This window comes from Clostridium sp. BSD2780061688st1 H5, assembly GCF_005845155.1.
In the GTDB taxonomy this organism is placed as follows: Bacteria; Bacillota; Clostridia; order Lachnospirales; family Lachnospiraceae; genus Claveliimonas; species Claveliimonas intestinigallinarum.
This window is the reverse complement of record NZ_SPGT01000006.1, coordinates 129,949-156,384: the sequence shown is the minus strand read 5'-3', so window position 1 is coordinate 156,384 and position 26,436 is coordinate 129,949. Positions and strand designations below refer to the sequence as shown.

Annotated in this window: 23 protein-coding genes; 17 read left to right on the top strand and 6 right to left on the bottom strand. The window is 53.4% G+C overall.

Features of this window, described 5'->3' with window-relative positions; genetic code table 11:
• Window positions 1-667: transposase (locus FGQ86_RS05940; RefSeq protein ID WP_171031517.1), on the top strand; the 667-nt coding region annotated here is incomplete at its 5' end.
• A gap of 124 nt (window positions 668-791) precedes the next feature.
• On the opposite strand, the gene FGQ86_RS05935 is transcribed toward FGQ86_RS05940, so the two are convergent.
• Window positions 792-2,147 (bottom strand): nucleobase:cation symporter-2 family protein, encoded by a 1,356-nt coding sequence (locus FGQ86_RS05935; protein WP_033125498.1) that lies wholly within the window; start codon window positions 2,145-2,147, stop codon window positions 792-794.
• Window positions 2,148-2,330: 183 nt separating this feature from the next.
• Between FGQ86_RS05935 and FGQ86_RS05930 the strand changes: the two genes are divergently transcribed.
• The 4 genes from FGQ86_RS05930 (at window position 2,331) to FGQ86_RS05920 (ending at window position 5,664) form a co-directional block, all read left to right on the top strand.
• Window positions 2,331-3,203: a DegV family protein gene (locus tag FGQ86_RS05930; RefSeq protein ID WP_171031516.1), complete on the top strand. Its 873-nt coding sequence runs from the start codon at window positions 2,331-2,333 to the stop codon at window positions 3,201-3,203.
• Window positions 3,204-3,313: 110 nt separating this feature from the next.
• Entirely contained in the window at window positions 3,314-3,445 is a 132-nt protein-coding gene (locus tag FGQ86_RS16585) for a hypothetical protein (RefSeq protein WP_255349846.1), read from the top strand.
• 125 nt (window positions 3,446-3,570) lie between these two features.
• Entirely contained in the window at window positions 3,571-4,485 is a 915-nt protein-coding gene (locus FGQ86_RS05925; RefSeq protein WP_138303201.1) for a DMT family transporter, read from the top strand.
• Between the two features lie 54 nt (window positions 4,486-4,539).
• On the top strand, window positions 4,540-5,664 hold the full coding sequence (locus FGQ86_RS05920) for a DUF362 domain-containing protein (protein ID WP_033125501.1): 1,125 nt from the start codon (window positions 4,540-4,542) through the stop codon (window positions 5,662-5,664).
• Window positions 5,665-5,730: 66 nt separating this feature from the next.
• Here FGQ86_RS05920 and FGQ86_RS05915 read toward each other — a convergent pair whose 3' ends face one another.
• Both FGQ86_RS05915 and FGQ86_RS05910 read right to left on the bottom strand, forming a co-directional pair.
• Window positions 5,731-7,497 (bottom strand): hypothetical protein, encoded by a 1,767-nt coding sequence (locus FGQ86_RS05915; protein ID WP_138303200.1) that lies wholly within the window; start codon window positions 7,495-7,497, stop codon window positions 5,731-5,733.
• Window positions 7,498-7,519: 22 nt separating this feature from the next.
• Window positions 7,520-8,425 carry a MoxR family ATPase gene (locus FGQ86_RS05910; RefSeq protein ID WP_347562482.1) on the bottom strand — a complete coding sequence of 302 codons (906 nt, stop codon included), beginning with the start codon at window positions 8,423-8,425 and terminating at the stop codon, window positions 7,520-7,522.
• Between the two features lie 208 nt (window positions 8,426-8,633).
• Here FGQ86_RS05910 and FGQ86_RS05905 point away from each other — a divergent pair, with 208 nt between their 5' ends.
• Window positions 8,634-10,109, top strand: a complete 1,476-nt coding sequence (locus FGQ86_RS05905) for a carbon starvation CstA family protein (RefSeq protein WP_033125503.1) — start codon at window positions 8,634-8,636, stop codon at window positions 10,107-10,109.
• 142 nt (window positions 10,110-10,251) lie between these two features.
• The gene (crcB, locus tag FGQ86_RS05900; RefSeq protein ID WP_330635874.1) at window positions 10,252-10,629 is read left to right on the top strand and encodes a fluoride efflux transporter CrcB; all 378 of its coding nucleotides are present in this window, start codon (window positions 10,252-10,254) and stop codon (window positions 10,627-10,629) included.
• Here crcB and FGQ86_RS05895 read toward each other — a convergent pair.
• Window positions 10,568-11,452 (bottom strand): MerR family transcriptional regulator, encoded by an 885-nt coding sequence (locus tag FGQ86_RS05895; protein ID WP_138303199.1) that lies wholly within the window; start codon window positions 11,450-11,452, stop codon window positions 10,568-10,570. The two genes, crcB and FGQ86_RS05895, sit on opposite strands and share 62 nt — an antisense overlap.
• A 227-nt stretch (window positions 11,453-11,679) precedes the next feature.
• Here FGQ86_RS05895 and FGQ86_RS05890 point away from each other — a divergent pair, with 227 nt between their 5' ends.
• The 3 genes from FGQ86_RS05890 (at window position 11,680) to ilvC (ending at window position 15,249) form a co-directional block, all read left to right on the top strand.
• Window positions 11,680-13,488, top strand: a complete 1,809-nt coding sequence (locus FGQ86_RS05890) for an ABC-F family ATP-binding cassette domain-containing protein (RefSeq protein WP_033125504.1) — start codon at window positions 11,680-11,682, stop codon at window positions 13,486-13,488.
• 132 nt (window positions 13,489-13,620) lie between these two features.
• On the top strand, window positions 13,621-14,163 hold the full coding sequence (ilvN, locus tag FGQ86_RS05885; protein ID WP_052083993.1) for an acetolactate synthase small subunit: 543 nt from the start codon (window positions 13,621-13,623) through the stop codon (window positions 14,161-14,163).
• Between the two features lie 66 nt (window positions 14,164-14,229).
• On the top strand, window positions 14,230-15,249 hold the full coding sequence (gene ilvC, locus FGQ86_RS05880) for a ketol-acid reductoisomerase (RefSeq protein WP_033125505.1): 1,020 nt from the start codon (window positions 14,230-14,232) through the stop codon (window positions 15,247-15,249).
• 91 nt (window positions 15,250-15,340) lie between these two features.
• Here ilvC and FGQ86_RS05875 read toward each other — a convergent pair whose 3' ends face one another.
• Window positions 15,341-16,579 carry a hypothetical protein gene (locus FGQ86_RS05875; RefSeq protein ID WP_138303198.1) on the bottom strand — a complete coding sequence of 413 codons (1,239 nt, stop codon included), beginning with the start codon at window positions 16,577-16,579 and terminating at the stop codon, window positions 15,341-15,343.
• 87 nt (window positions 16,580-16,666) lie between these two features.
• Here FGQ86_RS05875 and FGQ86_RS05870 point away from each other — a divergent pair, with 87 nt between their 5' ends.
• Together FGQ86_RS05870 and FGQ86_RS05865 are read left to right on the top strand one after the other, a co-directional pair.
• On the top strand, window positions 16,667-17,968 hold the full coding sequence (locus FGQ86_RS05870) for a hypothetical protein (RefSeq protein ID WP_138303197.1): 1,302 nt from the start codon (window positions 16,667-16,669) through the stop codon (window positions 17,966-17,968).
• A gap of 127 nt (window positions 17,969-18,095) precedes the next feature.
• Entirely contained in the window at window positions 18,096-18,737 is a 642-nt protein-coding gene (locus tag FGQ86_RS05865; protein ID WP_033125510.1) for an orotate phosphoribosyltransferase, read from the top strand.
• Between the two features lie 79 nt (window positions 18,738-18,816).
• On the opposite strand, the gene rpsT is transcribed toward FGQ86_RS05865, so the two are convergent.
• On the bottom strand, window positions 18,817-19,080 hold the full coding sequence (rpsT, locus tag FGQ86_RS05860) for a 30S ribosomal protein S20 (protein WP_033125511.1): 264 nt from the start codon (window positions 19,078-19,080) through the stop codon (window positions 18,817-18,819).
• Between the two features lie 184 nt (window positions 19,081-19,264).
• On the opposite strand from rpsT, the gene gpr reads away from it, so the two are divergent.
• The 5 genes from gpr (at window position 19,265) to rimP (ending at window position 26,433) form a co-directional block, all read left to right on the top strand.
• Window positions 19,265-20,218 carry a GPR endopeptidase gene (gene gpr / locus FGQ86_RS05855; protein ID WP_033125512.1) on the top strand — a complete coding sequence of 318 codons (954 nt, stop codon included), beginning with the start codon at window positions 19,265-19,267 and terminating at the stop codon, window positions 20,216-20,218.
• 76 nt (window positions 20,219-20,294) lie between these two features.
• Entirely contained in the window at window positions 20,295-21,479 is a 1,185-nt protein-coding gene (locus FGQ86_RS05850; protein WP_330635865.1) for a stage II sporulation protein P, read from the top strand.
• 98 nt (window positions 21,480-21,577) lie between these two features.
• Window positions 21,578-23,500 (top strand): DNA gyrase subunit B, encoded by a 1,923-nt coding sequence (locus FGQ86_RS05845; protein ID WP_138303196.1) that lies wholly within the window; start codon window positions 21,578-21,580, stop codon window positions 23,498-23,500.
• Window positions 23,501-23,516: 16 nt separating this feature from the next.
• A complete protein-coding gene (locus tag FGQ86_RS05840; protein ID WP_138303195.1) occupies window positions 23,517-25,757 on the top strand; it encodes a DNA topoisomerase (ATP-hydrolyzing) in 2,241 nt (746 codons plus the stop codon).
• A gap of 208 nt (window positions 25,758-25,965) precedes the next feature.
• The gene (gene rimP, locus FGQ86_RS05835; protein WP_033125515.1) at window positions 25,966-26,433 is read left to right on the top strand and encodes a ribosome maturation factor RimP; all 468 of its coding nucleotides are present in this window, start codon (window positions 25,966-25,968) and stop codon (window positions 26,431-26,433) included.
• Window positions 26,434-26,436 lie beyond the last annotated feature (3 nt).

Genomic DNA, 26,436 nt, shown 5'->3' with positions numbered 1-26,436 from the left:
CCGGTATATCGTAGGTTTTACTATCCACCCTAATCCTACAGACACAACAACGATGATCCCCCATTTGCAGCATCTAAAGGAGAAACTGGGTAGGTTCCCGGAAAACATCGTGGCAGATGCAGGATACGGGAGTGAAGAGAATTACGAATATTTAGAAGAAAAACAACTGGGCAATTATGTGAAATATAATAAGTTTCATTGGGAAAAGAGACGAAAGAACCGAGAGAACCCCTATTTACCGGAACATTTACCCTACAATAAAGAGAGGGATTGTTTCCTATGCCGGAATGGAAAACATCTGGAGCATGTAGGGGACCGAAAATATGTAACAGACGCTGGATATGAAACCCGTAGAGATTATTACCGGTGTGAAGACTGCGGAGGGTGTCCATATGCAGGGGAGTGCAAAAACTCAGACAAACCAAAGACGATACGGATATCCCATCGTTTAAATGAGTTAAAGAGAAAAGCGAACGAAAACCTTTGCTCTGAGAAAGGACTGGAGCTGCGTTCACAAAGAGTGGTGGAAGTAGAACAGACCTTTGGAAGGATCAAAGGCTGTTGGTCGTTCCGGCGATTTCTGCTCCGAGGAAAAGAGAAGGTAAAGATAGAGTGGGGACTATTATCGATTGCCCATAATATCACAAAAATGGCACTGGAAGGCTAAGGACCAGTGCCGTTTTTCAGATATGAAAGAGCCTTTTGATAAAAGAAAGGGTGCCCCTTTCCTATAAATTTAAAAATTCATAGTTTTGGGACACCCTCTTCTTACAGTTCACTCGGATTTTTTCTTATTTTGTCCCTTCTTCTTTTTTCTCCTCCTTTGGGAGTATGACGTTCAGAAGAATGGCCATCAGTGTGGCAACAACAACCGGTGAGCTTCCAAATACGGTAGTCACCCACTCGGGGAAGGCGGCCAGTGAGCCGGAGGCCTGGGTAATTCCCATGCCGAGAGCCACGGAAAGTCCCACAATGGAGGTGTTCCGGAAGTTCATCTCCTGCTGGAAGATGAGCTTGATGCCGGTCATGGCGATGGAGGCGAACACAGATATGGTGGCGCCGCCCAGCACACACTGGGGAATGGTGGTCAGAAGACCGGAGAACTTGGGCACAAAGCCGGCGATCATCAGGATGATGGCGGCCAGTCCCAGCACGCAGCGGTTGATGACCTTTGTAGTGGTCACAATACCCACGTTCTGGCTGTAGGTGGCTGTGGGAAGTCCTCCCAGGAAGGCGCAGAGGATGTTGCTGATGCCGTACATGACAATGCCTCCCTGCAGCTCCTTGTTCTCAGGCATCCGGTTCATGCTGCCGGATGTTGTGGCGGAGAAGTCTCCGATGGCCTGAATGGAGTTGATGGCGAACAGAAGTCCGATGGCTATGCAGGCGGAGGGCTCAAAGCTCATGGAAAAGTGCAGCGGCTGCGGAAGCTGGAAGAGCCCGGCGGACTGGACACCGGACAGATCCACAAGGCCAAAGGGGATAGCCAGAATATAGCCGGCCACAATACCAATCAGGATGGAGGCCAGCTTAAGGAAGCCTTTTGCAAAGTGATTGAGGCCTGTCACAACAGCCAGCGTAAAAAAGGCTACAAGCCAGTTCTGCCAGGAGCCGTAGGCGTCGCTGGAGGTACCGCCCGCCATATAGTTGACAGCAGTGGGGTACAGAGAAAGGCCGATGGTGAAGACGACGGTCCCCGTCACAAGGGGCGGGAACAGGATGCGGATCTTCCTTATGCAGAAGCCCACAATGATGGCGACAACGCCGCCTACCACCTGTGCGCCCAGAATGGTGGCGATGTCGTAGGTGCCTGCAATAGCCTGCATGCTGGGCACGTAGGCAAAGCTGATGCCCATGATGACAGGCAGGGCGCTTCCGAGCTGGAAATTTCCAAATTTAATAAACGGGAAAAGCTGGAGCAGTGTGCTGATAGCGGAGCAGAACAGGGCGGCCTGTATGAGAATGACCCTGTCGCTGTCGTTGATCCCGGCCACACCTGCAACAATGATGGACGGCGTGACGCATCCCACGATCATGGCGACTACATGCTGCAGAGCCAGGGGCAGAGCCTGCCCGAAGGACGGTACACCGTTCAGTTCAAAAACAGACGCGTGTGTTTTCTTGACAGATGAATTTGAACCAGACATAATTTCCTCCTATGTACTATATAGATTTACCTTTTTCCACTGTGCGGGCAGGCCGCACAGCAAACTACCATACTACTTTATCACTAAACGGACGAATTGCAAAGAAGAAAATCAAATCACTGGTAAATTCCTCCGCAATGCGATATAATGGGCAAAGCGGTATTTTACAAGGAGGTTTTTGGCATGGCAGATTTTGTGATCACAACAGACTCCAACTCGGATGTCCCGGAAGAATTTCTGGAGCAGTACAAAATTCCCGTTATCCCCCAGTACTACATGTTCGGGGACACTGTATACGGGGATGAGATCAAGATGGAGCCGTCAGAATTTTATGAGACCATGAGGAAGGGAGAGCTTCCCAAATCCATGGCAAACAATCCGGAGGTGATCCGTGAAAAGTTTACGGCTATATTAAAACAGGGAAAGGATATTCTTCACATTGCTTTTTCCAGCGCCCTCAGCGGCAGCTGCCAGAACGTGCAGGTGGCGGCCAGGGACCTGATGGAGGACTTCCCGGGCAGAAGGATCCTTGTATTTGACTCCCTCAACGCCTCCCTGGGCGAAGGGGTATCCGTCATGCGGGCGGCGCAGCTCAAAGAGGAAGGGCGATCCATGGAGGAGATCTATGATACGCTGACAGAGGAGAGAGACCATATAAATGTGTATTTCACGGTGGACGATCTTCACCATCTCCAGAGAGGCGGACGGGTCTCCAAGACGACGGCTGTGGTGGGCAGCATGATCAACATCAAGCCCCTTCTTACGGTGACGGCCTCCGGGGAGCTGAAGTCTGACGGTACGGTGCGGGGCAGGAAGAAAGCCCTGAAGACTCTGGTGACAAAGATGGAGCAGTCCCTTGACACGGAGCGCTTCGGCAAGGACAGGCCTGTAGCCATCGTGCACGGAGACTGCCCTGAGGACGCCAGGGCTGTGGGGGAGCAGGTGGCGGCGCTGGGCTTTGACAATATCGTGATCAATGATGTGAGCCCAAGCATCGGCACCCACGCGGGCCCCGGTGTGGTGGGACTGATCTTTTATGGGAAAACAGTACAGTAAGGGTACGATAGCAGAGGCTTTACCTGGATTTGACAAAGGCTTAATCCTTTTGTGACAATTGTATGTTAATCTTTCTATGTCAACATTTTAGGACAGTGAGGATGAGGAAGATGAGAAAAGAGAGAAGAAGCCGCAAAAGGATTAAAGCCGATCTGATGAGATCCTACTACAGCATGGAATCAAAGGTGGACGCCAAGGCAAGGGAAGTGTTTAAGAGAAAGCCCTACACGGCGGCGCACTAGAGATGGCATGCGGTACAGATCCTGAGAGTATCCCATATCAGTCCGGAAGGAAAAGACGGATATGGGATTTTTTTCTGCTTAAATGCAAAGGCAGCTAAAAAACATAGGAAGAGGCATTCGGTATTATGACAAATATGGAAAGAAGAGAGGCGATGAGAGGGATGTCCATCGCCCTCATTGGAGGGATATTCTGGGGACTGGCAGGCGTCTTTGGACAGTTCTTATTTGAGTATAAGGGGACAAACGCCAGGTGGCTTGTCAGCGTCCGGCTTGTGATCGCGGGCATCCTGCTCCTGTCCACAGTGCTTGTCAAGCAGAGGAATACCTTCTGGAAGATCTGGACAGACAAAAGGGACGCTCTTATCCTTGTCCTCTTTGCCATCTTCGGGATGGCTGGCTGCCAGCTCTCCTACTACACGGCGGTGGAGCTCTCCAACGCGGGGACAGCCACGGTGCTGCAGTACACAGCGCCGGTGCTGATCCTGGGGTATGAGTCCGTCCGCATGAGGAGGTGCCCGAAGGGATTTGAGATTGCAGCCCTGATCCTGGCGCTGGGAGGGACGTTTCTTCTGGCCACCCACGGAAATGTCCGAACCATGGCCCTTTCCGGGGAGGCTCTGGCCTGGGGGCTTTTGTCCGCGGTCATGATGGCTGTGTATAATCTGCTCCCAACAAAGCTTATGAAAAAGTACGGCACCTTCTGCGTCATCGGCTGGGGCATGCTGGTGGGCGGCATTGTGCTGTCCGCCTTTACCCACCCCTGGCATGTGGCCGGGCACTGGGATCTGGAGGCGGTGGGAGCTCTGGCGGTGGTCATCGTCGTGGGAACAGTGCTGTCCTTCTCCTTCTATATGGAGGGAGTGCGTATGATCGGGGCGGCAAAGGCCAGCCTGCTGGCATCTGTGGAGCCTGTCACAGCCACTGTGGCATCGGCCCTTATCATGCATGTTGTGTTTGCGGGGATAGATGTGGCTGGCATCCTGTGCATTCTGGCTGCGGTGCTCCTTTTATCTCTGCCGGGACTGAAAAAAGACAGGTAATGGAAAGATACAGAGAAATCCAGAAAAAATATAAAGAATAAAGAGGAGAAAGCAATGGAAAAATCAAAAGTGTATTTTACTGACCTCCGGGCTCTGCCTGGAACCAACCTTCCCCGGAAGCTGCAGAAGCTGATCAAAAAGGCGGGCATCGGGGAGATTGATTTTGAGAAGAAGATGACGGCCATCAAGATCCATTTCGGAGAGCCGGGCAATCTGTCTTTCCTTCGGCCAAACTATGCCAAGGCGGTGGCAGACGTGATCAAGGAGCTGGGAGGACGTCCCTTCCTGACAGACTGCAACACACTCTATGTGGGCAGAAGAAAGGATGCGCTGGAGCACCTTTCCGCAGCCTATGAGAACGGGTTTAACATCCTATCCACAGGCTGCCATATTATTATTGCCGACGGCCTGAAGGGGACAGATGAGGCCTATGTGCCGGTGCGGGGAGGAGAGCTGGTCAAGGAGGCGAAGATCGGCCGGGCCATTATGGACGCGGACATCTTTATCAGCCTCAACCATTTTAAAGGGCATGAGGCCACCGGATTCGGCGGAGCCCTCAAGAACATTGGCATGGGCTGCGGGAGCAGAGCCGGCAAGATGGAGCAGCACAATAGCGGCAAGCCGACTGTGGACAGGGAGCACTGTGTGGGCTGCCGCGTCTGTTCAAAGAACTGCGCCCACGGCGCTATTTCCTTCCCGGAGAAGAAGGCCAGCATTGACCACGACAAATGCGTGGGCTGCGGACGGTGCCTGGGAGCCTGCAACTTTGACGCCATCTACAACGAGAACAGCTCCGCGGTGAAGGATCTGGATATGAAGATCGCGGAGTACTCCAAGGCGGTGCTGGACGGCAGACCGAATTTCCACATCAACCTGGTCATCGATGTATCGCCCTACTGTGACTGCCATGCGGAGAACGATCTTCCCATCCTGCCGGATGTGGGCATGTTCGCCAGCTTTGATCCGGTGGCCCTGGACCAGGCCTGCGCGGATGCCTGCAACGCGCAGCAGCCCATACCGGGAAGCCTTCTGGACGACCGGATGCACGAGCGCGATTTCTGCGATCACCACGACCACTTTGTCAACACCACGCCGGAGAGCGAGTGGGAGACCTGTCTGGCCCATGCGGAGAAGATCGGCATCGGCACAAGGGAGTATGAGCTGATCGAAGTGAAATAGAGGACACAATGATTATAAAGTGAGACAGACGGCAAAAAGCTGACCCTGCCGAGGCGACAAAGGCCTCTAGCGCAGGGTCAGCTTTTGTATCTGCTGCTGTATGAGCACCCCGGCGGCCTCGCTGAAGCGCTCCATTTTCTCTATGCGGACAAAATCATTGCCAAAGATCTCCCGGGCGGCTCTGGTGTCCCCGTCGGCGCCGGTCAGGATGCCGCACACGTATACGCCCTTTTTCCGCAGGGCCCGGACCTCGGCGGCAGTGTCCTTCACGCCGGCCTGACCGGAGTAGTCCTGGCTCACCAGTCTCCTGGAGGAACCGGCTGGGGTGGCGGGGATCCGCCGGTCGTCGTTAGGGCTGGCGTCGGTGAGGACGATGAGAAGGCGGTTCCTTGCAGGAGAGTCCTCCATCAGGCGCCCGGCGCCCCGGAGGGCCAGGCCGTCCCTGTTCCATCCGGCCGCGAAATACCGGAAGATGTGCTCCGCCTGTCCCGGATCTGTCTGGCTGTAGTCCACAAACCTCTGTAGGACCGTGTAGCCACGGACGCTGAGAAAGGAGAAGACCTGTACCGGTATGCGGCAAAGCTGCAGGCTTCGGGCGATGACATAGCCCTGGGCCGCGATGATCTCCTGGCTCTGAAGCCGTGAGGCGGAGGCGTCCAGCATCAGATCCACAGAGAAGTCTGCCTCCGACTCATCCAGCGTGTCCATGAAGACCCGTGGATCGTCCAGGTAGAGTCCCCTCCAGATCTGGGAGGGGAAGAGGACGCCGGACCGGCTGCGGACCCGGATGGGCTGGGGATAGACCAGAAGACTGCTTCGTATCTGTTCCGAGAGCCGGGTGATGCTGGCCCTGTAGAGCCTGTATCTGCCCTGGAAATGTGCTTTATTCCTGTACATCTGGGCGGCGGCGTCCCGCCGAACCTTCTGCACCGCGGTGTCCGGGGAGGGGGCGGCTCCCTGCTGGCCGTCTGTAAAATAGAGATGGCATCTGGCATGGGCGTCCCGGCACAGCTCATCCTCGATCCGCCGCCATTCCTCCTCCGTGTACAGAGGCTTTCCAAAGCAGCCCTCTATATAGAGGAGATCCGCCTTCTGGACAGCCGGGTTCTGGCGGCCCACATCCAGGCCTCTGCGTCCTTCGGCGACCCGGCCCTCCCCGGGGATGACGCCGGTCATGAGGAGCGTGTCCGTGCGGACCAGGCGGGAGGGGAGTCTGCGAAGAAGGAAGCGGCGGAGCTTTTGGCGAAGGCCGGCCAGGACAGAGGGACGTCCGGGGGAGGAGAGGATCGGGAAATATCTGCGGAAGACCTGAAGGGTCCGCTCTCTGATCTCCTGCGCTGTCATGGCCCCATCGTACTGGAGGTCTGCAAAGAGTCGCCTCTCCCAGGGGTTCACAAGGCCCGCCTCCTTTCCCAGGACCAGACGGCACCGGGCTGCCTGGAGAGCGTAGACAAGACTGTTCTGGGCCATCCACTGCTGCCGGGATCGGGACAGCTCCTGGGCGAAGAATGTTTCTGCATGGCGCAGGCGCATTTCGGACAGCACAGGCCGCTGGGCTGATTCCCTCTCATAGGCGCAGCTTTCCAGGGCGACCCAGAGAAGGCCGTCCAGCGTTTCCCGGAGGAAAGAGCGGTTGATCTGGTCAAAGAGCTCCCCCATGATGTCCGGGTCATACCACTTGTGTACATATCCGATGATGGAGTTCATGTAAAAGTCCGGCTCCCCGTCCTGCCAGAAGGCGGTGAAGGAAGGGGTGAAGGAGTAGTCGCCGGCGGCAGTCCATATGATATTTAGAGCCCGCCTCTGAGGGCGGGGAAGCTTCTTTTCCTGCATGTTCTGGTATACCGCCTCTCTGCTACGGCCGGAAGATGGCCTGTGCGTCTGTCTTTTTGGAAATCCTGGATGCGATGATATCCCGAACAAGGGACTGCTCGTACTCGTCCGGGGTCTTGTTTGTCAGGCCCATGTCCAGAGCCTGACAAGGGGCCAGCCCTCCCTGCATCATCCGCAGAGCACCGGTGAGTCCCCGCAGATCCAGTACCTTTTCCGTCAGCTCACCGCTCCTGCATTTATCCCTTATATCAATGAAAAGAGAGGTGAACTGCCGGACATAGTCAGGCTTCATGGCGGGAAACTCTCTGGTGAGCAGACGGGAGAGATCCTCCTTTGCGATTTCCGGCATGATAAGGATCATAAAGCGGGAGGAGAGCGCCTCGTTCAGTTCCCTCGTCCCGGCATAGCCGTAGTTCATAGTGGCGATGAACCGGGTGGCGCCGTGGATCCGGATTTTTTTATATCCGGGGATCTGGACAAAGCGGCGGAAGTCCAGGACTGAGTGGAGGACTGCCAGAGCCTCATTCCTGGCCATATTGATCTCATCCAGCACACAGAAGCCTCCCCCTGCGGCAGCCTCGCTGACCGGGCCGGGGCGGAAGGTGACCTCCCCGTTTTTAAATGTGTCTGTCCCCAGCATGGACGCCGCGTCGGCATTGATGTGGAGGGAGACGTTGTATACCGGCCGCCCGAAGGCGGCAGCCAGATTTTCCGCCAGCACGTTTTTCCCGGTGGCTTTGGCCCCCGCCAGGAGCAGGTTTTCGCCGGCCAGAAGAGCCTGGGCAGCCTGTTCCCACACGTTCCTTCCATAATAAAAATAGCGGGGCGTTTCCGCAGCCTCCGTCTCCAGCGCATAGGCTTTCCTGAATTCCTTTATCCCATTGATCACCTGTGGATCGATCTGTTCTTCCTCTAAAAATTTCAGCACAATGATCCCTCGCTTCCTCATAAATTGACAGGTGTATTATATCACTTTGGTAAAAAAATGAGAAGAATAGTCGGAATACTGAAAAAAATATTAAAATAGATCAAGAGATATTGATTAAAAAAGTTTCTTTACTTTTAAAATTCGCACTGTTATACTAAATTAGTGCGTAAAAGTGTAGTTTATGGAATGAGAAAAAGGAGGGAAACATATGGCAACTTTTATTATCGGTCTCGTGATCCTGTTCGTCGGCGCTGCGCTGTACGGCAAATTCTGCGAGCATGTATTTGGGCCTGATGACAGGAAGACTCCTGCCTACACAAAACAGGACGGTCTGGACTATGTTCCCATGAGAGAGTGGAAGAACAGTCTGATCAACCTGCTGAATATTGCAGGTACAGGCCCGATCCTTGGACCTATCCAGGGAATTCTTTTCGGGCCTATCGCATTTATCACTATCCCTATCGGAAATATTATCGGCGGCGCTATGCACGATTACTTTTCCGGTATGATCTGTCTGCGTGACGGAGGTACACAGATGCCGGATATGATCCGCAGATACAGCAACAAAGGCGTGTACACTGTTTACCAGATTTTCTGCAGTCTGCTGCTTCTTCTGGTAGGCGCTGTATTTATCTACACACCTGGCGACATTGCCGCGACACAGGTGTTCGGCTTTGACGGAAAGGCAACCTCCGTTTCCACATGGGTGATCTACGGTGTGATCTTTGTTTACTACCTGGTCGCTACTGTATTCCCCATCGACAAGATCATCGGACGTATCTACCCGATCTTCGGAGCAATCCTTCTGTTCTCCGCACTCGGCGTATTTGTCGGCCTTTTTGCAAAGGGCTACCCGCTGATCAACATCTGGGACAACTGGAACGGCGCTCTTGTATCCTACGGTGACTATTTCAGTGCAAACCACTTTATCCCGATCTTCTTCATCACGGTGGCATGTGGTATTCTGTCTGGATTCCACTCCACACAGACAGCCATCATCTCCCGTACAATGAAGAGCGAGCGCCAGGGCCGCATGACATTCTACAACATGATGGTTCTGGAGGGATTCATCGCTATGGTTTGGGCTGCAGGCGCCATGGGCGTTTACAACCTGGGACTGCAGGCTGCGGATGCTTCACTTGCCACAGCTACCATCGGTGTTGTCTGCAAGGATATCCTTGGACCTGTGGGCGGCGTGATCGCTCTTCTGGGCGTCATCGTACTTCCCATCACATCCGGAGATACTGCCCTTCGCTCCCTGCGTATGGCCATCTCTGATGCCCTTCACCTTGATCAGAAAAATGTGAAAAAACGTCTGGGCCTGGCAGCTGTTATCTTCATCCTGGTTGCTGTCATCCTTGTATTTGCAAAGAGCAATGCGGAAGGATTCAACATCCTGTGGCGTTACTTCGCATGGTCAAACCAGACGCTGTCGCTGTTCGCCTTCATCGCCATCTCTGTATGGATGTTTGAGAACGGAAAAGCAAAATTTGTCTGGATGCCTCTGATCCCGGGCGCATGGTATGCCTTTGTCACAATTACATACATTGTAAACGCCAAGATCGGCTTCAATGTACCGTGGGGCGCATCCTATGTGATCGGTGTCATTGCGGCAGCCGTTTATGTCGCACTCATTATCTGGTACGGCAAAAAGCGCGCGGCACGCAAGGCGCAGAACGCATAATGTAACAGAACCATATACACTTTGCATAGAGAGGGGCAGGGCCTTGACGGTCCTGCCCTTTGTCTGCGCGATAAAATTTAGTTTCCCGAAGAAATGATCTTTGCCGGAAAATGATTTTACAAGAGAAATGATTTTGAGAGAGGTGAATGAGATGCAGCTTGCGAGCTTTGTTTTTGTGGGACTGGGCGGGGCTGTGGGAGCCATGCTCCGGTACGCTGTCAGCCTTCTGCCCTACAAGGGTACCTTCCCTGTGCTGACCCTTGCGACCAATCTGCTGGGGGCCCTGGCCATCGGCGTGATCGCCGGTATGGCGGCCAGGAGGCAGGCCCCGGAGGGGCTGGTGCTCTTCCTGAAGACGGGAGTGTGCGGCGGTTTTACGACCTTTTCCACCTTCTCACTGGAGGCCTGGCAGCTCCTGGAGAAGGGGCATCCGGGCCTTGCCGTGACTTATATGCTGCTCAGTGTCCTGGGCTGTCTTGCCGGCGTGGCTGCAGGTCTGTGGGCTGCCTCCAGGTGGTAAACTCTGCCCGGCTGCGCATGGCGGAGGTAAAGGGCAGGATGACCATGACAAGATCCAGGGCAGCGTAGAGGAGAAGGCAGAGACCCTGGAGAGCCACCGCGGCGGCCACAGCCGGACCGCCGCCAGACTGGATGATGGCGCTCCGTATCAGCCAGATGCGGCTCAGTATCATCTGCCCGGCCACGGCAAAGGTGAAGGCACACAGCAAAAAGAGGAGAGCGGCCTCCGCGGGCATGACCATCCGCAGGAAGGCGCCCCTTTCAAGAGCTTTCTTCTTAAGCCGGCTCTTCCAGATGCCCAGGATGGCGGTGAGAGAGCACTGGATCATCAGAAGATAGGGCGGGAGCGTAAAAGAGGGATGCCGCATCATCTGGAGAATGAGGAGCGCTGTGATGACCAGAAAGGAGCCCAGGTTGGCCATGGCAAATAACAGGTTGCCGGCCAGAATGCGCCGGGTTTGCGTCAGGGCATCGCTAAGGAGAAGGGCCTCCACATCCAGAGCTTCCAGATTTTCCCCTCGTTTTATCTTTTCCAGAAGGCGTATCGTCTGCTTTGCCTTGCTGAGCGTCTGCTGTTCCTCCTGTATTCTTTTTTTCAGAAGGCGTGAGGGGTCATCCCCGCTCAGATATTGGCGGATCTGAGGAACGGAAAAGTCGAGCAGGCGCAGCTTCCTGATGAGGAGGAGGGAGCGTATCGTCTCCTCGTCATAGTCCTTATATCCGTTTTCTTCCGGCTGGGCGGGATGAATCAGCCCGTTTGACTCATAGTACCGAATGGCCTTGCGGGTCAGCCCGGTTCTTTCTTCTGCTTCCTTTATCTTCATGGCTTGTATCCTCCAATCTCAGTTTTTCTATGCTCTTTATAGCATGTGCCCCCGGGGAACAGTCAATAGAATTCAGGCATATAGTTTGCTCGCAGCATTTGCAGAGGCCATTTTTGCTCCTATGGACTTGCCGGGAGAAAAGAAATCCTATAAAATAGCGTCATGTGCAGTGGTTTGCCGCAAGTGTTTTCGCCAGCGGCAAAGGAAAATGAAAAGAGGTTTTACTTATGAATATCATCAACATTGAACATATCAGCAAGGTTTTTGGCGGCAAGACGATTTTTGAGGACGCCTCCTACGGCGTGCAGGAGGGGGACAAGGTGGGGATCATCGGCATCAACGGGACCGGAAAGACCACCCTCCTGCGCCTTGTGGCAGGGCTGGAGACACCGGATGAGGGGCAGATCGTGACCCGCAGCGGCATCCGCATGGCCTACCTCTCACAGACGCCTCAGTTTGAGGACGGGGCCACGGTCTCCTCCTGGGCCTTCAGCGGGGATCCGGATATGGACTGGAAGGTGCAGAGCAATCTCAATGAGCTGGGCATCACGGACTGGGAAGCCCCCATCGATACCCTGTCCGGCGGGCAGAAGAAGCGGACCGCCATGGCCAGGCTGCTGGCGGACTCCTTTGATGTGCTGCTTCTGGACGAGCCCACCAACCACCTGGATCAGGAGATGATCAGCTGGCTGGAGGACTATCTGAAATCCTTCCGGGGCACTGTTCTGATGGTGACTCACGACCGGTATTTTCTGGACAAGGTGACAGACAGAATTCTGGAAATTGACTGGGGAAAGATTTACGGATACGAGGCGAATTATTCACAGTTCCTTGAGCTGAAGGCGGCCAGGGAGGAGAGTGAGCTTGCCTCGGAGAGAAAGAGAAAGAGCGTCCTTCGGATGGAACTGGAGTGGGCCAGGAGGGGATGCCGCGCCAGATCCACCAAGCAGAGAGCGCGGCTGGAGAGGCTGGAGGCGCTCAAGAGCCAGGCGGCCCCTGTGGCTAAGGAGACGGCCCAGATCGATTCGGTGGAGACGAGGATGGGCAGGAAGACGGTGGAGCTGCACCACATCAGCAAGAGCTATGGCGAAAATGTGATTATCCGGGATTTTGACTACATTTTCCTGAAAAATCAGAAGGTGGGGATCGTGGGGCCCAACGGCTGCGGAAAATCCACCCTGCTGAAGATCATTGCCGGGGAGGTGGAGCCGGATGGCGGACAGGTGGAAGTGGGGGAGACTGTGCGGATAGCTTATTTCTCCCAGGAGCTGCCCCAGATGGACACAGAGCAGAGAGTCATCGACTATGTGAAGGATATAGGCGAGTATGTGCAGACAAAGGAGGGCAGGATAAGCGCCTCCCAGATGCTGGAGCGCTTTCTCTTTACGCCGGAAATGCAGTATTCTCCGGTCGGAAAGCTGTCCGGCGGAGAGAAGAAGCGCCTTTATCTGCTTGGGATCCTGCAGTCAAACCCCAATTTCCTCGTCCTTGACGAGTGCACCAACGACCTGGACATCCCCACCATGACGATCCTGGAGGACTACCTGTCCGCCTTTACAGGGATCGTAGTGACTGTCTCTCATGATCGGTATTTCCTGGACAATGTGGCGGACCGGATCTTTGAGTTCTGCGGAGGAGGAGCTCTCAGACAGTATGAGGGAGGCTATACGGACTACATCGAGACAAAGGGGCGGGAGGAGATTTCCGCCGGGATCCACAGTCAGGCTCCGGGAAAGAAGAGCGAGGCAGAAGCACAGGATAAAAGCGGGGCGAAGGACTGGAAGCAGCACAGGAACGCAAAGCTCAAATTCTCCTACAAAGAACAGAGAGAGTACGAGACCATTGATGAGGACATAGCGGCCCTGGAGGAGAAGCTGGAGGAGCTGGACGGGGAGATTATGGCCAACGCTACCAACTCGGCAAAGCTTGGGGAGCTGATGGAGAAAAAGGAGCAGGCGCAGGCAGAGCTGGACGAGAAGATGGAACGGTGGGTCTATCTGACAGAGCTGGCCGAGAAAATAGAGGGGCAGAAGTAGGATTTACGGAAGCAAAATTTCCTGAAAATAAAAGTTTCTGGAAACTGCTTGACAAAACTATATAGAATTGCTATTATAAAAAAACAGAACGCACTCTGTTTTTGAAAAAATCAAATGAAAAGAGGTGCAGATATGAATAGGGTATTTTCACTGCTGGTTGACAACACGCCGGGTGTGCTGAGTCGAATTTCAGGACTTTTCAGCCGGCGGGGCTACAGTATTGACAGCATTACCGCAGGTGTGACCGCTGATCCCCGCTTTACAAGAATTACGATCGTGTCAAGTGGCGACGAGCTGATCCTCTCTCAGATTGAGAAGCAGGTACGCAAGCTGGAGGATGTCATTGAGATCAAGGTGCTGAAAGAGGGCGAGTCCGTTTACCGCGAGCTGATCATGGTGAAGGTGAGAGCTAACGCGGCCCAGAGGGCGGAGATCATCTCCGTGGCAGATATTTTCCGGGCCAAGGTGGTGGATGTGGAGAAGGAGTCCCTGATGCTGGAGCTGACAGGAAATCAGTCCAAGCTGGAGGCTTTCTTAAATCTCCTTGACGGCTATGAGATACTGGAGCTGGCGAGAACCGGAATTACCGGACTGTCCAGAGGAGTCAAGAACATCACTGTGATTGACGAGAACGGACAGAAGAGGACATGGAACCCGGACGACGGCGCCAAGTAAAATGTGCATGCTAAAGGACTAAAGCCTTTAACAATATAAAGATTATATTTTAGGAGGAATGTAAAAATGGCAGCAAGAATTTTTTACCAGGAAGACTGTAATTTATCAGCACTGGAAGGACAGAAGATCGCAATCATCGGATACGGAAGCCAGGGACATGCCCACGCGCTGAACCTGAAAGAGTCCGGATGCGATGTCATCGTAGGACTTTACGAGGGAAGCAAGTCCTGGGCCAAGGCTGAGGCACAGGGATTTAAGGTATACACAGCAGCAGAGGCCGCAAAGCAGGCTGACGTGATCATGATCCTGATCAACGATGAGAAGCAGGCTGATATGTACAAGAAGGACATCGAGCCGAACCTGGAAGAGGGCAACATGCTGATGTTCGCACACGGCTTCAACATCCATTTCGGATGCATCAAGCCGCCGAAGAACGTGGATGTTACTATGATCGCTCCGAAGGCTCCGGGCCACACAGTAAGAAGCGAGTACCAGGCTGGAAAAGGAACTCCCTGCCTGATCGCTGTTGAGCAGGACGCAACAGGAAAGGCCTGGGACCGTGCACTGGCTTACGGACTGGCTATCGGCGGAGCAAGAGCCGGACTTCTGGAGACAACCTTCCGTGTTGAGACAGAGACAGACCTCTTCGGTGAGCAGGCTGTTCTTTGCGGCGGCGTATGCGCTCTGATGCAGGCTGGATTTGAGACACTGTGCGAGGCAGGATATGATCCGAGAAACGCATACTTTGAGTGTATCCACGAGATGAAGCTGATCGTAGACCTGATCTACCAGAGCGGCTTTGCCGGAATGAGATACTCCATCTCCAACACAGCAGAGTACGGTGATTACATCACAGGACCGAAGATCATCACAGAGGATACAAAGAAGGCTATGAAGAAGATCCTCTCCGATATCCAGGACGGCTCCTTCGCAAAAGAGTTCCTGCTGGATATGTCAGACGCTGGACGTCAGGTTCACTTCAAGGCCATGAGAAAGCTGGCTGCAGAGCATCCGTCAGAGAAGGTCGGAGAAGAGATCAGAAAGCTTTACAGCTGGAACGGCGAGGACAAGCTGATCAACAACTAATCAGAAATCCTACATATATAAAAGAGATGAAGAAAAGGCATCTTACGAAGCGGAAGCTCCGGAGGATGCCTTTTTTAGATGCGTTATGCGCCTACGAATAGAAGTCGATCCGCTTGGTGCTTTCGTCTATGCGATAGTCCAGGTCAAAGAGCCCGGCGAAATCCTCGACCTTCAGGCCGACGCAGAAGCGGGCACCCACCTCCGTGTCCTCGTCTGCGGTGACAAAGGGAAGGTTTAGAGGCTCTCCATTTTTCATCACGTTGAATTCCGTGATCTCATTATCGGAGAACTGGCTCTCCATCTGCCAGGTGTCGTCTCCGATCTTCCAGGATGACAGCCACAGTCCCTCCTCCGGCTCCAGGCAGTAGCTGCCGCCCAGGGCACTGACATACTCCCGCACGATCAGAGGCACGCTGGCGGAGTCGGTGACATATCCGATATCGCATGGAAGCATGTAGGAGGCGGTCTCCTGGCTGTACCAGCAGTAGCAGAAACGATCCGTGATCAGGGACCACTGGTTGACGGAGTCCTCCTGGCTGTTGTAGGTCATTTTTTTACCGTCCAGATAAATCGAGTCCAGTCTGGTCATGTGCTTACCGCGGGTGTATTCCTCGGGGATAGCGGCTAACTCGTCCAACTGGTTGTCCACGCACATCTGTGCATACTCATCGGCAAGCCGCTGGTACAGCTCCTCCTGAGAGCTGAATCCGTTGATCCCAAAGTCCGCCATGTTGATCCAGCTCTGGTGGGCTTCCATATCCTCCTGCGAAGGGTACCAGGCCAGGTGCACGCTTGTCAGGGGATTGTTCCAGAGAAAGTCCTCGTCATTGTAGGCCAGCTCCTCCCGGTAAACATCCCCCGCGCGGGCCATGACTTCAGCGACCTGCCCGAGATCGTCAAAGGAGAGAAGCCCGATCCACCCGTCGTCGTAGGTGGGAAGCTCCTCCAGGATACGGACGGCCCTGTCGTAATAGAGGTCATGGATCTCCGACACGTAGGTGCAGGAGATTTCCTTTGAGTAAAGAATTGTGCTGCTCCCGTCAATCGTGACGTTTTTCAGATAGCTGTTGGCTGTGAATGTGAGATCCCGCTCCCTGGAGCGGAAGGTGTACTCTACATTTTTGGGACGGTCCTCCACCTGCTCTGATGAGACCAGCTCAAACTCCTCGTCCGGGCAGACGGAGCGGACGTAGTCCAGCACCTCCTCCTCGCCGTACACATCGCTGTCAATGGTGGTACAGGAGGCGAGGAGCAGGGAGGAGAGAAGAGCGGCGAGCAGGGCGGGGAGGACGCGCCTCTTTAAATGTCTTTGTGTTTTCTGTCTGTTCATATTGACCCCTCATATTTTATAAAAAATCTAGTATTGAGTTTCTCATGGTTTGATTATATCATAGAGAAAAAGAGGGGGATATATTATATGGAGAACAAAATTATTTACAGTGAGATACCGGACAATCTGAGGGAGCAGAGTGAAAATTTAAAGAAGCCTGTCGACATTGCCCATATGATTTTTTTCCCGGTAGTTCCATTTCTTTTGAGCGTGGACCAGTGGCTTGAGATACCCAGAGAAGATCTTTACTTTTACAAAGCGAGATATTTTGTGTTTTCGCTCATCCTTTCTCTTCTCCCCGTCCTTGTCGGCTTTTTATATGCCAGGCGGAAGGCGAGAAAGAGGCAGGAGAAGATATGCCGATGCATGGAACGCGCACAGCAGGAGGACTGCATACTGACATTTTCAGAAGAAGGGATATGTCTTTTCTCCAAGAAAACAGGAGAAGCAAAAGATATCCCGTATGAAGGTGTGAAGGAGATACTCGAAGAGAGGGATGCTTTTCATATTCTGTTGGACAGGGGAGAAAAGACATTTCTGAAAAAATATCTGGACTTTGAGAGCATGGAAAAGCTGGAGACACTATCGAAAATCTATTGCCCGGACAGATATGTGCGGGAGGGAGAAGAAAAAGTGGAGGAGATCTCAGTCTCTATCCCGGCCATTTCCAGCGATACGTGGACAAAGATCCGTGGAAAGCTGCGCACAGATGAGGCAAAGAAAGCGGTTCGGGCCTATACAGCCCGGTTCACAAGGGAAATGGAGATAAAGGAAGATCAGACATTCATAGCAGAGGGAGTGGCCATAACCGCGATGGGAGTCGTGATTTCTTACTTTGAAAGCGGAGACTTTTCCCACATTTTAGCTGTCTTTGCCACTCTGTTAGGTCTGGCTCTGACTGGATATAGCCAGGCGCTGCGTGGTCTGATGTGGGCCTTCCTCCGGCTGTGCGGCATACCTTCGTTCTATGAGGCAATTAGAAAGCGGGATGAATATGCCGCAAAGGAATACCGTCTTGGCAAAGAGGGGATTTGTGATCAGATGACTGGCATTTTTTATCCGTATGACAATATCGGGCCTGTCATCGAGACAGAAGAGGAACTGAGGGTGGGACGCGTTTTTACATATGAAAAAGGCAACGACCCGGAACAATTTGACAGGCTGCGCGCTATGCTGAAAAAATATACGCCGGACCAGTACAGATACTATGAATTTTCGGGAGAGGCAGAAGAGAAGAAGGAAGGGAAGGCCGGGTATATTGCGGCGGCTGTTGTCCTTCTGTTTGTTCTCTTTGGCCGTTTCCTGCTCCCGCCCTGGTATGAGACGGATTTATTTGTCCGTTTTCTGGCGGTTCCCAGGGATGTATATTTAGACAGCCTTTTTCACTAAAGAGTACCGAACAAAATCTATACAAAAATATATCTGACAACATTCCATTTTTTGCTAATTTGTGCTAAAATATGAACTAGCAGAAAAAAAGAAAAAACTGCCCGCGGCAGAAGGGAGGAATTGTGTAATGGATACGAATTTTGAGGATCTGCGCTCATGGAAAAATCCGAAGGCGCGCGTAAAAATCATGAAGGGGCATTTTGTTACCACACATTCACACGTCAATACATATATTGACCTGTCCACCATGAAGTCCAGGTGCAACAATGCCAGAGAGACTGCCAAGGTGATGGCTGAACCCTATCTGGCATCCACGGAGATCGACACGATCGTGTGTCTGGACGGCATGGAAGTGGTGGGAACATTTATTGCGGACATTCTGTCCAGGCCCGGAACCGTCTCCATCAACACAGGAAAAAATATTTCCGTTGTCACACCGGAGACAGACAGGGCCGGCCAGATGATCTTTCGGGACAACACGAAGCGCATGATCGACGGCCAGAGGATCCTGATCGTTGCAGGTCTTATCACAACGGGAAAAACTATGATGCAGTCCATAGAGAGCGTTCTCTACTATGGCGGGATAGTAAACGGCATCTGCGCCGCTTTCAGCCTTGTCTCCAAGGTGGCGGGGATGGACATCAACGCGGTGTTTACCCAGAAAGAAGTGCTGGGGTACGAGAAGTACTCTGACGGCGACTGCCCCATGTGTGCGGCTGGGAAGAAGGTAGACGCCTTTGTAAACAGCTACGGATACTCGGCTCTCTAAGCGGTTTCAGAGAGATTTTTGAGGACAAAAAAAGACAACCACTGACGGTATGGTTGTCTTTTTTGTCTTCACTTTATTATTAAGCAATTCCGTTAACAGCTTTTGCTAAACGGGAAATCTTTCTTGCGCAAGTGTTCTTGTGATAAACACCCTTGCTTCCTGCCTTGTTGATCTCGATTGTAGCAACTCTCAGAGCTTCTGCAGCAGCAGCGGCATCCTTGTGCGCAACGGCTGTCTCAACTTTCTTTACGCAGGTCTTAACTTTAGATTTGATTGCCTTATTTCTAGCAGCCTTTGTTTCGTTTACTAAAATTCTTTTTTTAGCAGATTTGATGTTAGCCAACTTGTCCACCTCCATTAAAACTATTTCGAATTAATCGATGACCGTTCGTTAGAGCCGGACACGGACGTTCTAACGAAACATACTATTGTATTTTATGCCAAGGTTTCCCGGATGTCAATACATATTTCTGAAAATATTGCAAAAACTATCGGTAAACCAAAAGACTGAAGTGAGGTTATCAGACATGATCGAGAAGTACAGTATCCGAACAGACCTGGCCCTGGAACAGAAGGAGCGCTTTGAGGCGGACAATGTGGAAATTTCCGGGGTGGTGCTGGAGGAAAAGTATGATGAGGAGAGGGACATCAAAGTCACGACTGTCAGGATCGAGACGGAAAACGGAGCCAGGACGATGGGAAAGCCGGTAGGGACCTACATTACCCTAGAGGCCCCGGAGCTGGCAGTGCCGGACGAAGGATACCACAGGGAGGTCTCGGAGGAGATCCTCCGCTTTCTCAGGCGGCTTCTTGATATGGGGAAAGAGGATTACTCTGTCCTTGTGGTCGGCCTTGGAAACCGACAGGTGACGCCGGACGCGCTGGGGCCTTATGTGGCGGACAATCTGAACATTACCAGGCACATCGTGAAGGAGTACGGCAAATATGCCATGGGGAAGGACCAGGTGCGGCTTCTGAGCGCCATTGTGCCCGGGGTCATGGGACAGACCGGGATGGAGACTGTGGAGATCATAAGGGGCGTGGTGAGAGAGACAAAGCCGGACGCGGTCATCGCCATTGACGCGCTGGCGGCCAGGAATTCCAGGAGGCTGAACAGGACCGTGCAGATCTCAGACACAGGGATCAGTCCGGGCTCAGGGATCGGGAACCAGAGAAGCGCTATCACAGAGGAGACGGTAGGAGTCCCGGTCGTCGCTATCGGTGTACCCACAGTGGTGGACGCCGCCACGATCGTAGGCGACGCCATGGAAAACCTGATCGCCCAGATGGAGCGCTCGGAGACTATGAAGGGCGTGGGGGTTGTTCTCCAGGGGTACAATGCGGCCGAAAAGTATGAGCTTGTCAAGGAGCTGATTGCCCCGCACCTGAACGGCATGTTTGTGACGCCGAAGGATGTGGACGAGACAGTCAAGCGGATCAGCTTCACTATATCAGAGGCACTGAACCGGCTTTTCGCATAATGCAGGCGGAAATCTCATATAGTGTAAAAGCGGCAGAATGGACCGGAGAATATGAGACGAGCAGGTGGAAGAGCTGTTGAGAAAGAGATGGAGATTAAACAGAATAGGAATCGGGGTGATCCTGCTTCTGCTGACCGCCTACGGGTCAGTACAGGCAGGATTTCGTCCTGTGGGCAGCGTGGGAGGACATCTGGCGGAGGCCCTTCTGGGGAACTCGGAGAAAATGTTTTTGCCGGGAGCCTTTTACATAGAGAACGGGGCGGAGCTCTCCGCAGCGGATCTGCTGGCGAAGGGCATCAGTCTTCTGGCCCCCATCGGCACCTACGTGGATGGGCAGGAGAGTGAGGAGACCGATGTGGAGGATGCGGCAACCTACCAGATGATCCTGTCCCAGCAGGCCAGTGATGAAAATGAGGTGGGCGCCGACGGCACTCTGGTCAGCGGCACAGACGACTCTGACCAGACGACCATACATACCTCGGGGACACCGATTGATACTTCCATAGAAAAGATGAGCAGCTTTGACTATCTGATCGGCAATTTTTACACAGTGGACAGCACCACTATGATCCGGCCGGATGAGCTGAACGGGGCAGAGCTCCTGAGCAAAAATATGAAGATAGACCAGAGCACGGAGGGGCCGAAGATCCTGATCTACCACACCCACTCCCAGGAGATGTTCGCCGATTCGGTGGAGGGGGATGCGTCCACCTCCATCGTGGGGATCGGGGATTATCTGACTGCGCTCCTAAACGACACGTATCACATTCCTACCATGCACCATACAGCTGTCTACGACCTGATAGACGGGAAGCTGGACAGGAGCCTTGCCTACGACCTGGCAAAGCCGGATCTTCAGAAGATATTGGATGAAAACCCGAGCATTGAGGTTGTGATCGACCTGCACAGAGATGGGGTGAACGAGGGAACCCATCTGGTGACAGAGGTGAACGGGAAACCCACTGCTCAGATCATGTTTTTTAACGGGCTGAGTAAGACCAGGGCCAACGGGGAGATCGACTATCTGGCCAATCCGTACATACAGGATAACCTGGCTTTCTCTCTGCAGATGCAGGTGGCGGCTAACAATGAGTACCCGGGATTTACCAGGCGGATCTACCTGAGAGGATACCGCTATAACATGCACTTTAAGCCCAAGAGCCTCCTTGTGGAGGCGGGGGCCCAGACCAACACGGTGGAGGAGATGAGAAACGCCATGGAGGTGCTGGCAGACCTGCTGCACACAGTGCTGGTGGGGTAAGCGTCCTTTTTCTGTTTGCAAGCCCCTACATTTTGTGCTAATATTGAAACAGTGCGTAGAAAAATACCAGAAATTGGAGAGGAAGGATTAGGAGCAACATGGCGAACAAAAACACGTATGATGCAGACAGCATTGCTGTGCTGGAGGGACTGGAGGCGGTCCGGAAGCGCCCGGGCATGTATATAGGAAGCGTCTCCACAAAGGGGCTGAACCACCTGATCTACGAGATCGTGGACAACTCAGTGGACGAACATCTGGCCGGCTACTGCAGTGAAATCCGGGTCACACTGGAGAAGGACGGATCCTGTACGGTCAGCGACAACGGGCGCGGCGTTCCTGTGGGTATGCACGCGAAAGGCGTCCCGGCAGCGAGACTTGTCTACACGACTCTCCATGCCGGTGGAAAATTTGACGACTCCGCCTACAAGACAAGCGGCGGTCTACACGGCGTGGGCTCATCGGTAGTCAACGCCCTCTCTGCCTATATGGATGTGGAGATCAGCAGGGACGGCTATATCCACCATGACCGCTACGAGAGAGGAATTCCGGTGGTGGAGCTGGAGGACGGCCTTCTTCCCAAAATTGGAAAAACGAAAAAGACAGGGACTAAGGTGAATTTCCTCCCGGATGACACCATCTTTGAGAAGACCAGATTCCGGGGGGAAGAGGTCAAGAGCCGTATGCACGAGACCGCCTACCTCAATCCATCCCTTACTATTATATATGAAGACAAGCGGGGGGCTGAGCCGGAGAAGATCACCTATCACGAGCCGGACGGCATCCTTGGATTTATCCGGGAGCTGAACGAGAAGAAGGAGGCGGTCCACGAGCCGGTCTACTTTAAAGGAGAGGCTGACGGCATCGAGGTGGAGGCGGCCTTCCAGTACGTCAATGAATTTCACGAGAATGTGCTGGGATTTTGTAATAACATCTACAATGCAGAGGGGGGAACCCACCTGACCGGCTTTAAGACAACCTTCACCACAGTTATGAACCAGTATGCCAGAGAGCTGGGTATTCTGAAGGAGAAGGACGCCAACTTTACCGGGGCGGATATCCGCAACGGCATGACTGCCATCATTTCCATCAAGCACCCGGATCCAAGATTTGAGGGACAGACAAAGACTAAGCTGGACAATCCGGATGCCGCCAAGGCAGTCAGCAAGGTGACAGGCGACGAGATCGTCCGGTATTTTGACAGAAATCTGGACAACCTGAAAAAGGTCCTTTCCTGCGCGGAGAAGGCGGCCAAGATCAGGAAGACGGAGGAGAGGGCAAAGACGAACCTTCTCACGAAGCAGAAATATTCCTTTGACAGCAACGGAAAGCTGGCCAACTGTGAGAGCAGGGACGCCTCCAAATGCGAGATCTTTATCGTGGAGGGGGACTCTGCCGGGGGCTCGGCGAAGACGGCCAGAGACAGAATGTTCCAGGCCATTCTTCCCATCCGGGGAAAGATCCTGAATGTGGAGAAGGCCAGCATTGACAAGATCCTGGCCAACGCGGAGATCAAGACCATGATCAATGCCTTTGGCTGCGGATTTTCGGAAGGGTACGGAAACGATTTTGACATTTCCAAGCTGAGATACGACAAGATCATTATTATGGCCGATGCGGACGTGGACGGAGCGCATATCTCCACCCTGCTTCTGACGCTCTTTTACCGCTTCATGCCGGAGCTCATCTACGAGGGACATGTGTATATCGCCATGCCGCCCCTCTACAAGGCTATGCCCAAAAAGGGGGAGGAGGAGTACCTCTACGATGACAAGGCGCTGGAGCGATACAGAAAGACCCACGACGGCCCCTTTACTTTGCAGAGGTACAAGGGACTGGGAGAGATGGACGCGGAACAGCTCTGGGAGACAACGCTGAACCCTGAGACCCGGATCCTGAAGCTGGTGGAGATTGAGGACGCCAGGATGGCCTCCGGCGTGACGGAGATGCTGATGGGCAACGAGGTTCCGCCCCGCCGGGCATTTATCTACGAAAACGCGACAGAGGCGGAGCTGGATATATAGAAGGGAGTAAAGAAAGATGCCGGAAGAACAGATCATACGGACAGAATATTCCGACCTGATGAAAAAATCATATATTGACTACGCCATGAGCGTGATCATTGCCAGAGCTCTCCCGGATGTCCGGGACGGCCTGAAGCCTGTCCAGAGGCGTACTCTCTACGATATGCATGAGCTGGGCATCCGCTGGGACAGGCCCTACAGGAAATGCGCCCGTATTGTGGGAGATACCATGGGTAAATACCACCCTCACGGGGACAGCTCCATCTACGAGGCGCTGGTAGTCATGGCCCAGGATTTCAAGAAGGGCATGGTGCTGGTGGACGGTCACGGAAACTTCGGCTCCATCGAGGGGGACGGAGCCGCGGCCATGAGGTACACGGAGGCCAGGCTGGCCAAATTTACCCAGATGGCCTTTCTCCAGGACCTGGACAAGGACGTGATCAATTTTGTCCCCAATTTCGACGAGACGGAGAAGGAGCCTGAGGTGCTGCCGGTGCGCGTCCCCAACCTTCTTGTCAACGGAGCGGAGGGAATTGCGGTGGGTATGGCCACCAGCATCCCCACCCACAATCTGGGGGAGGTCATTGACGCGGCCAAGGCCTACATGAAAAACAGCGACATCAGCACAAGACAGCTGATGAAATACGTGAAGGGACCGGATTTCCCCACCGGAGGGATCGTGGTCAACAAGGACGACCTGCCGGACATCTACGAGACCGGCGTGGGTAAGATCAAGATCCGGGGAAAGGTGGAAGTGGAGGACATGAAGGGCGGCAAGCAGCGACTTGTCATCACAGAGATCCCCTACACCATGATCGGCTCCGGCATCGGGAAGTTCCTAAATGATGTGTGCGCCCTGGTGGAGACAAAGAAGACCGGGGACATTGTGGACATTTCCAACCAGTCCTCCAAGGAGGGCATCCGCATTGTCATTGAGCTGAAAAAAGGCGCGGATGTGAAAAATCTGACCAACATGCTCTACAAGAAGACCCGGCTGGAGGACACCTTTGGCGTCAACATGCTGGCTGTGGCGGACGGCCGCCCGGAGACCATGGGTCTCAAGAAGATCATCGAGCACCACGTGGACTTCCAGTTCGAGCTGGCCACGAGAAAGTACAAGACACTCCTTGCCAAGGAGCAGGAGAAAAAGGAAATCCAGGAGGGCCTCATCAAGGCCTGCGATGTCATTGACCTGATCATTGAGATCCTCCGGGGCAGCCGGAACATCCAGGACGCAAAGGCCTGCCTCACCCAGGGCATTACGGACAACATCACCTTCAAGTCGAAGATCTCGAAGAAGATGGCCTCCATGCTCCGGTTCACGGACCGCCAGGCGGACGCTATCCTGCAGATGCGCCTGTACCGTCTCATCGGACTGGAGATAGACGCCCTCATGAAGGAGCATGAAGAGACACTGGCCAACATTGCCCGGTATGAGGATATCCTGAACAACTATGACTCCATGGCGGACGTCATCATAGAGGAGCTGGACGCCTTTAAAAAGGAATTTGCTGTTCCAAGAAAAACAGTGGTGGAGAATGCGGAAGAGGCGGTCTTCGAGGAGAAGAAGATCGAGGAGCAGGAAGTGGTGTTCCTGATGGACCGTTTCGGCTACGCAAGGTGCGTGGACACGTCCACCTATGAGAGAAACAGGGAGGCAGCGGACAGCGAGAACAAGTTCGTCCTCACCTGCCTCAACACAGGAAAAATCTGTATCTTTACAGATACGGGAAAAATGCACCAGGTGAAGGTGCTGGATGTGCCCTACGGAAAATTCCGGGATAAGGGCCAGCCCATAGACAATATGAGCAACTTTGACAGCACCGCCGAGGAGATCGTCTACATGTGCGACGCGGAGCAGATGCGCTTTGCCATGCTTTTCTTTGCCACAAGGCAGGGAATGGTCAAGAAGGTGGCCGGAACCGAGTTCCAGGTGTCCAAGCGGACCATAGCCGCCACCAAGCTGCAGGAGGGAGATGCCCTTGTCGCTGTGGCTGTGATCAACGACAACCAGTACGTGGTGCTGCAGACAAAGGACGGCTATTTCCTGCGTTTCCACGCGGAGGAGGTCTCCGAGAAGAAGAAGGGCGCCGTCGGCGTCCGGGGCATCAAGCTTCGGAAGAACGACGAGCTGGAGGCCGCCTATCTCTTTGAGGACGGGGAGGACCCGAAGGCCATCTACAGGGAGAAGGAAGTGGCCCTGAACCGGCTGCGGATCGGGAAGAGAGACACCCAGGGAGTGAAAAACCGGGGATGATTAGGAAAAATCTGTGTAAAACCCCTTGATTTCCCGAAAAAGGAGTGCTATACTATATGCCAGTTACATAAGCATGCGGCAGAAGAGTGGACGAAAGTTCACTCTTCTTTATATGATAGGGAGCTTTTCCATTTTTCATATATTTTCCGCTGGATCTATGTCTTTATCAGCGCCGGGGAGGCGCACAGGTACGATAGGAGGTTTTACATTGGCGAAGAGAGAAGCGTATGAACAGAAGACCGAGGAAATCCTTCTTCCTATTATGGAGAGGAACGGATTTGAACTGGTGGACGTGGAGTATGTCAAGGAGGGCGGCAACTGGTACTTGAGGGCCTATATCGACAAGCCGGGCGGTATCAATGTGGATGACTGTGAGATGGTCAGCAGAGAGCTGTCAGATATACTGGACGAGAAGGACTTTATTGACGAGGCCTACATCCTGGAGGTCAGCTCGCCGGGACTTGGACGCCCGCTGAAAAAGGAGAAGGATTTCAAGAGGAGCCTTGGCCAGGAGGTGGATGTCCGCACGTACCGGATGGTGGATAAGAGGAAAGAATTCACCGGGATCCTGAAGGATTATGATAAGGACACTGTAACGATAGAAATGGAAGATGGAAGCTTAAAAACATTTGAGAAAGGCGATATCGCGCTTATTCGTCTGTCATTCGATTTTTAATTT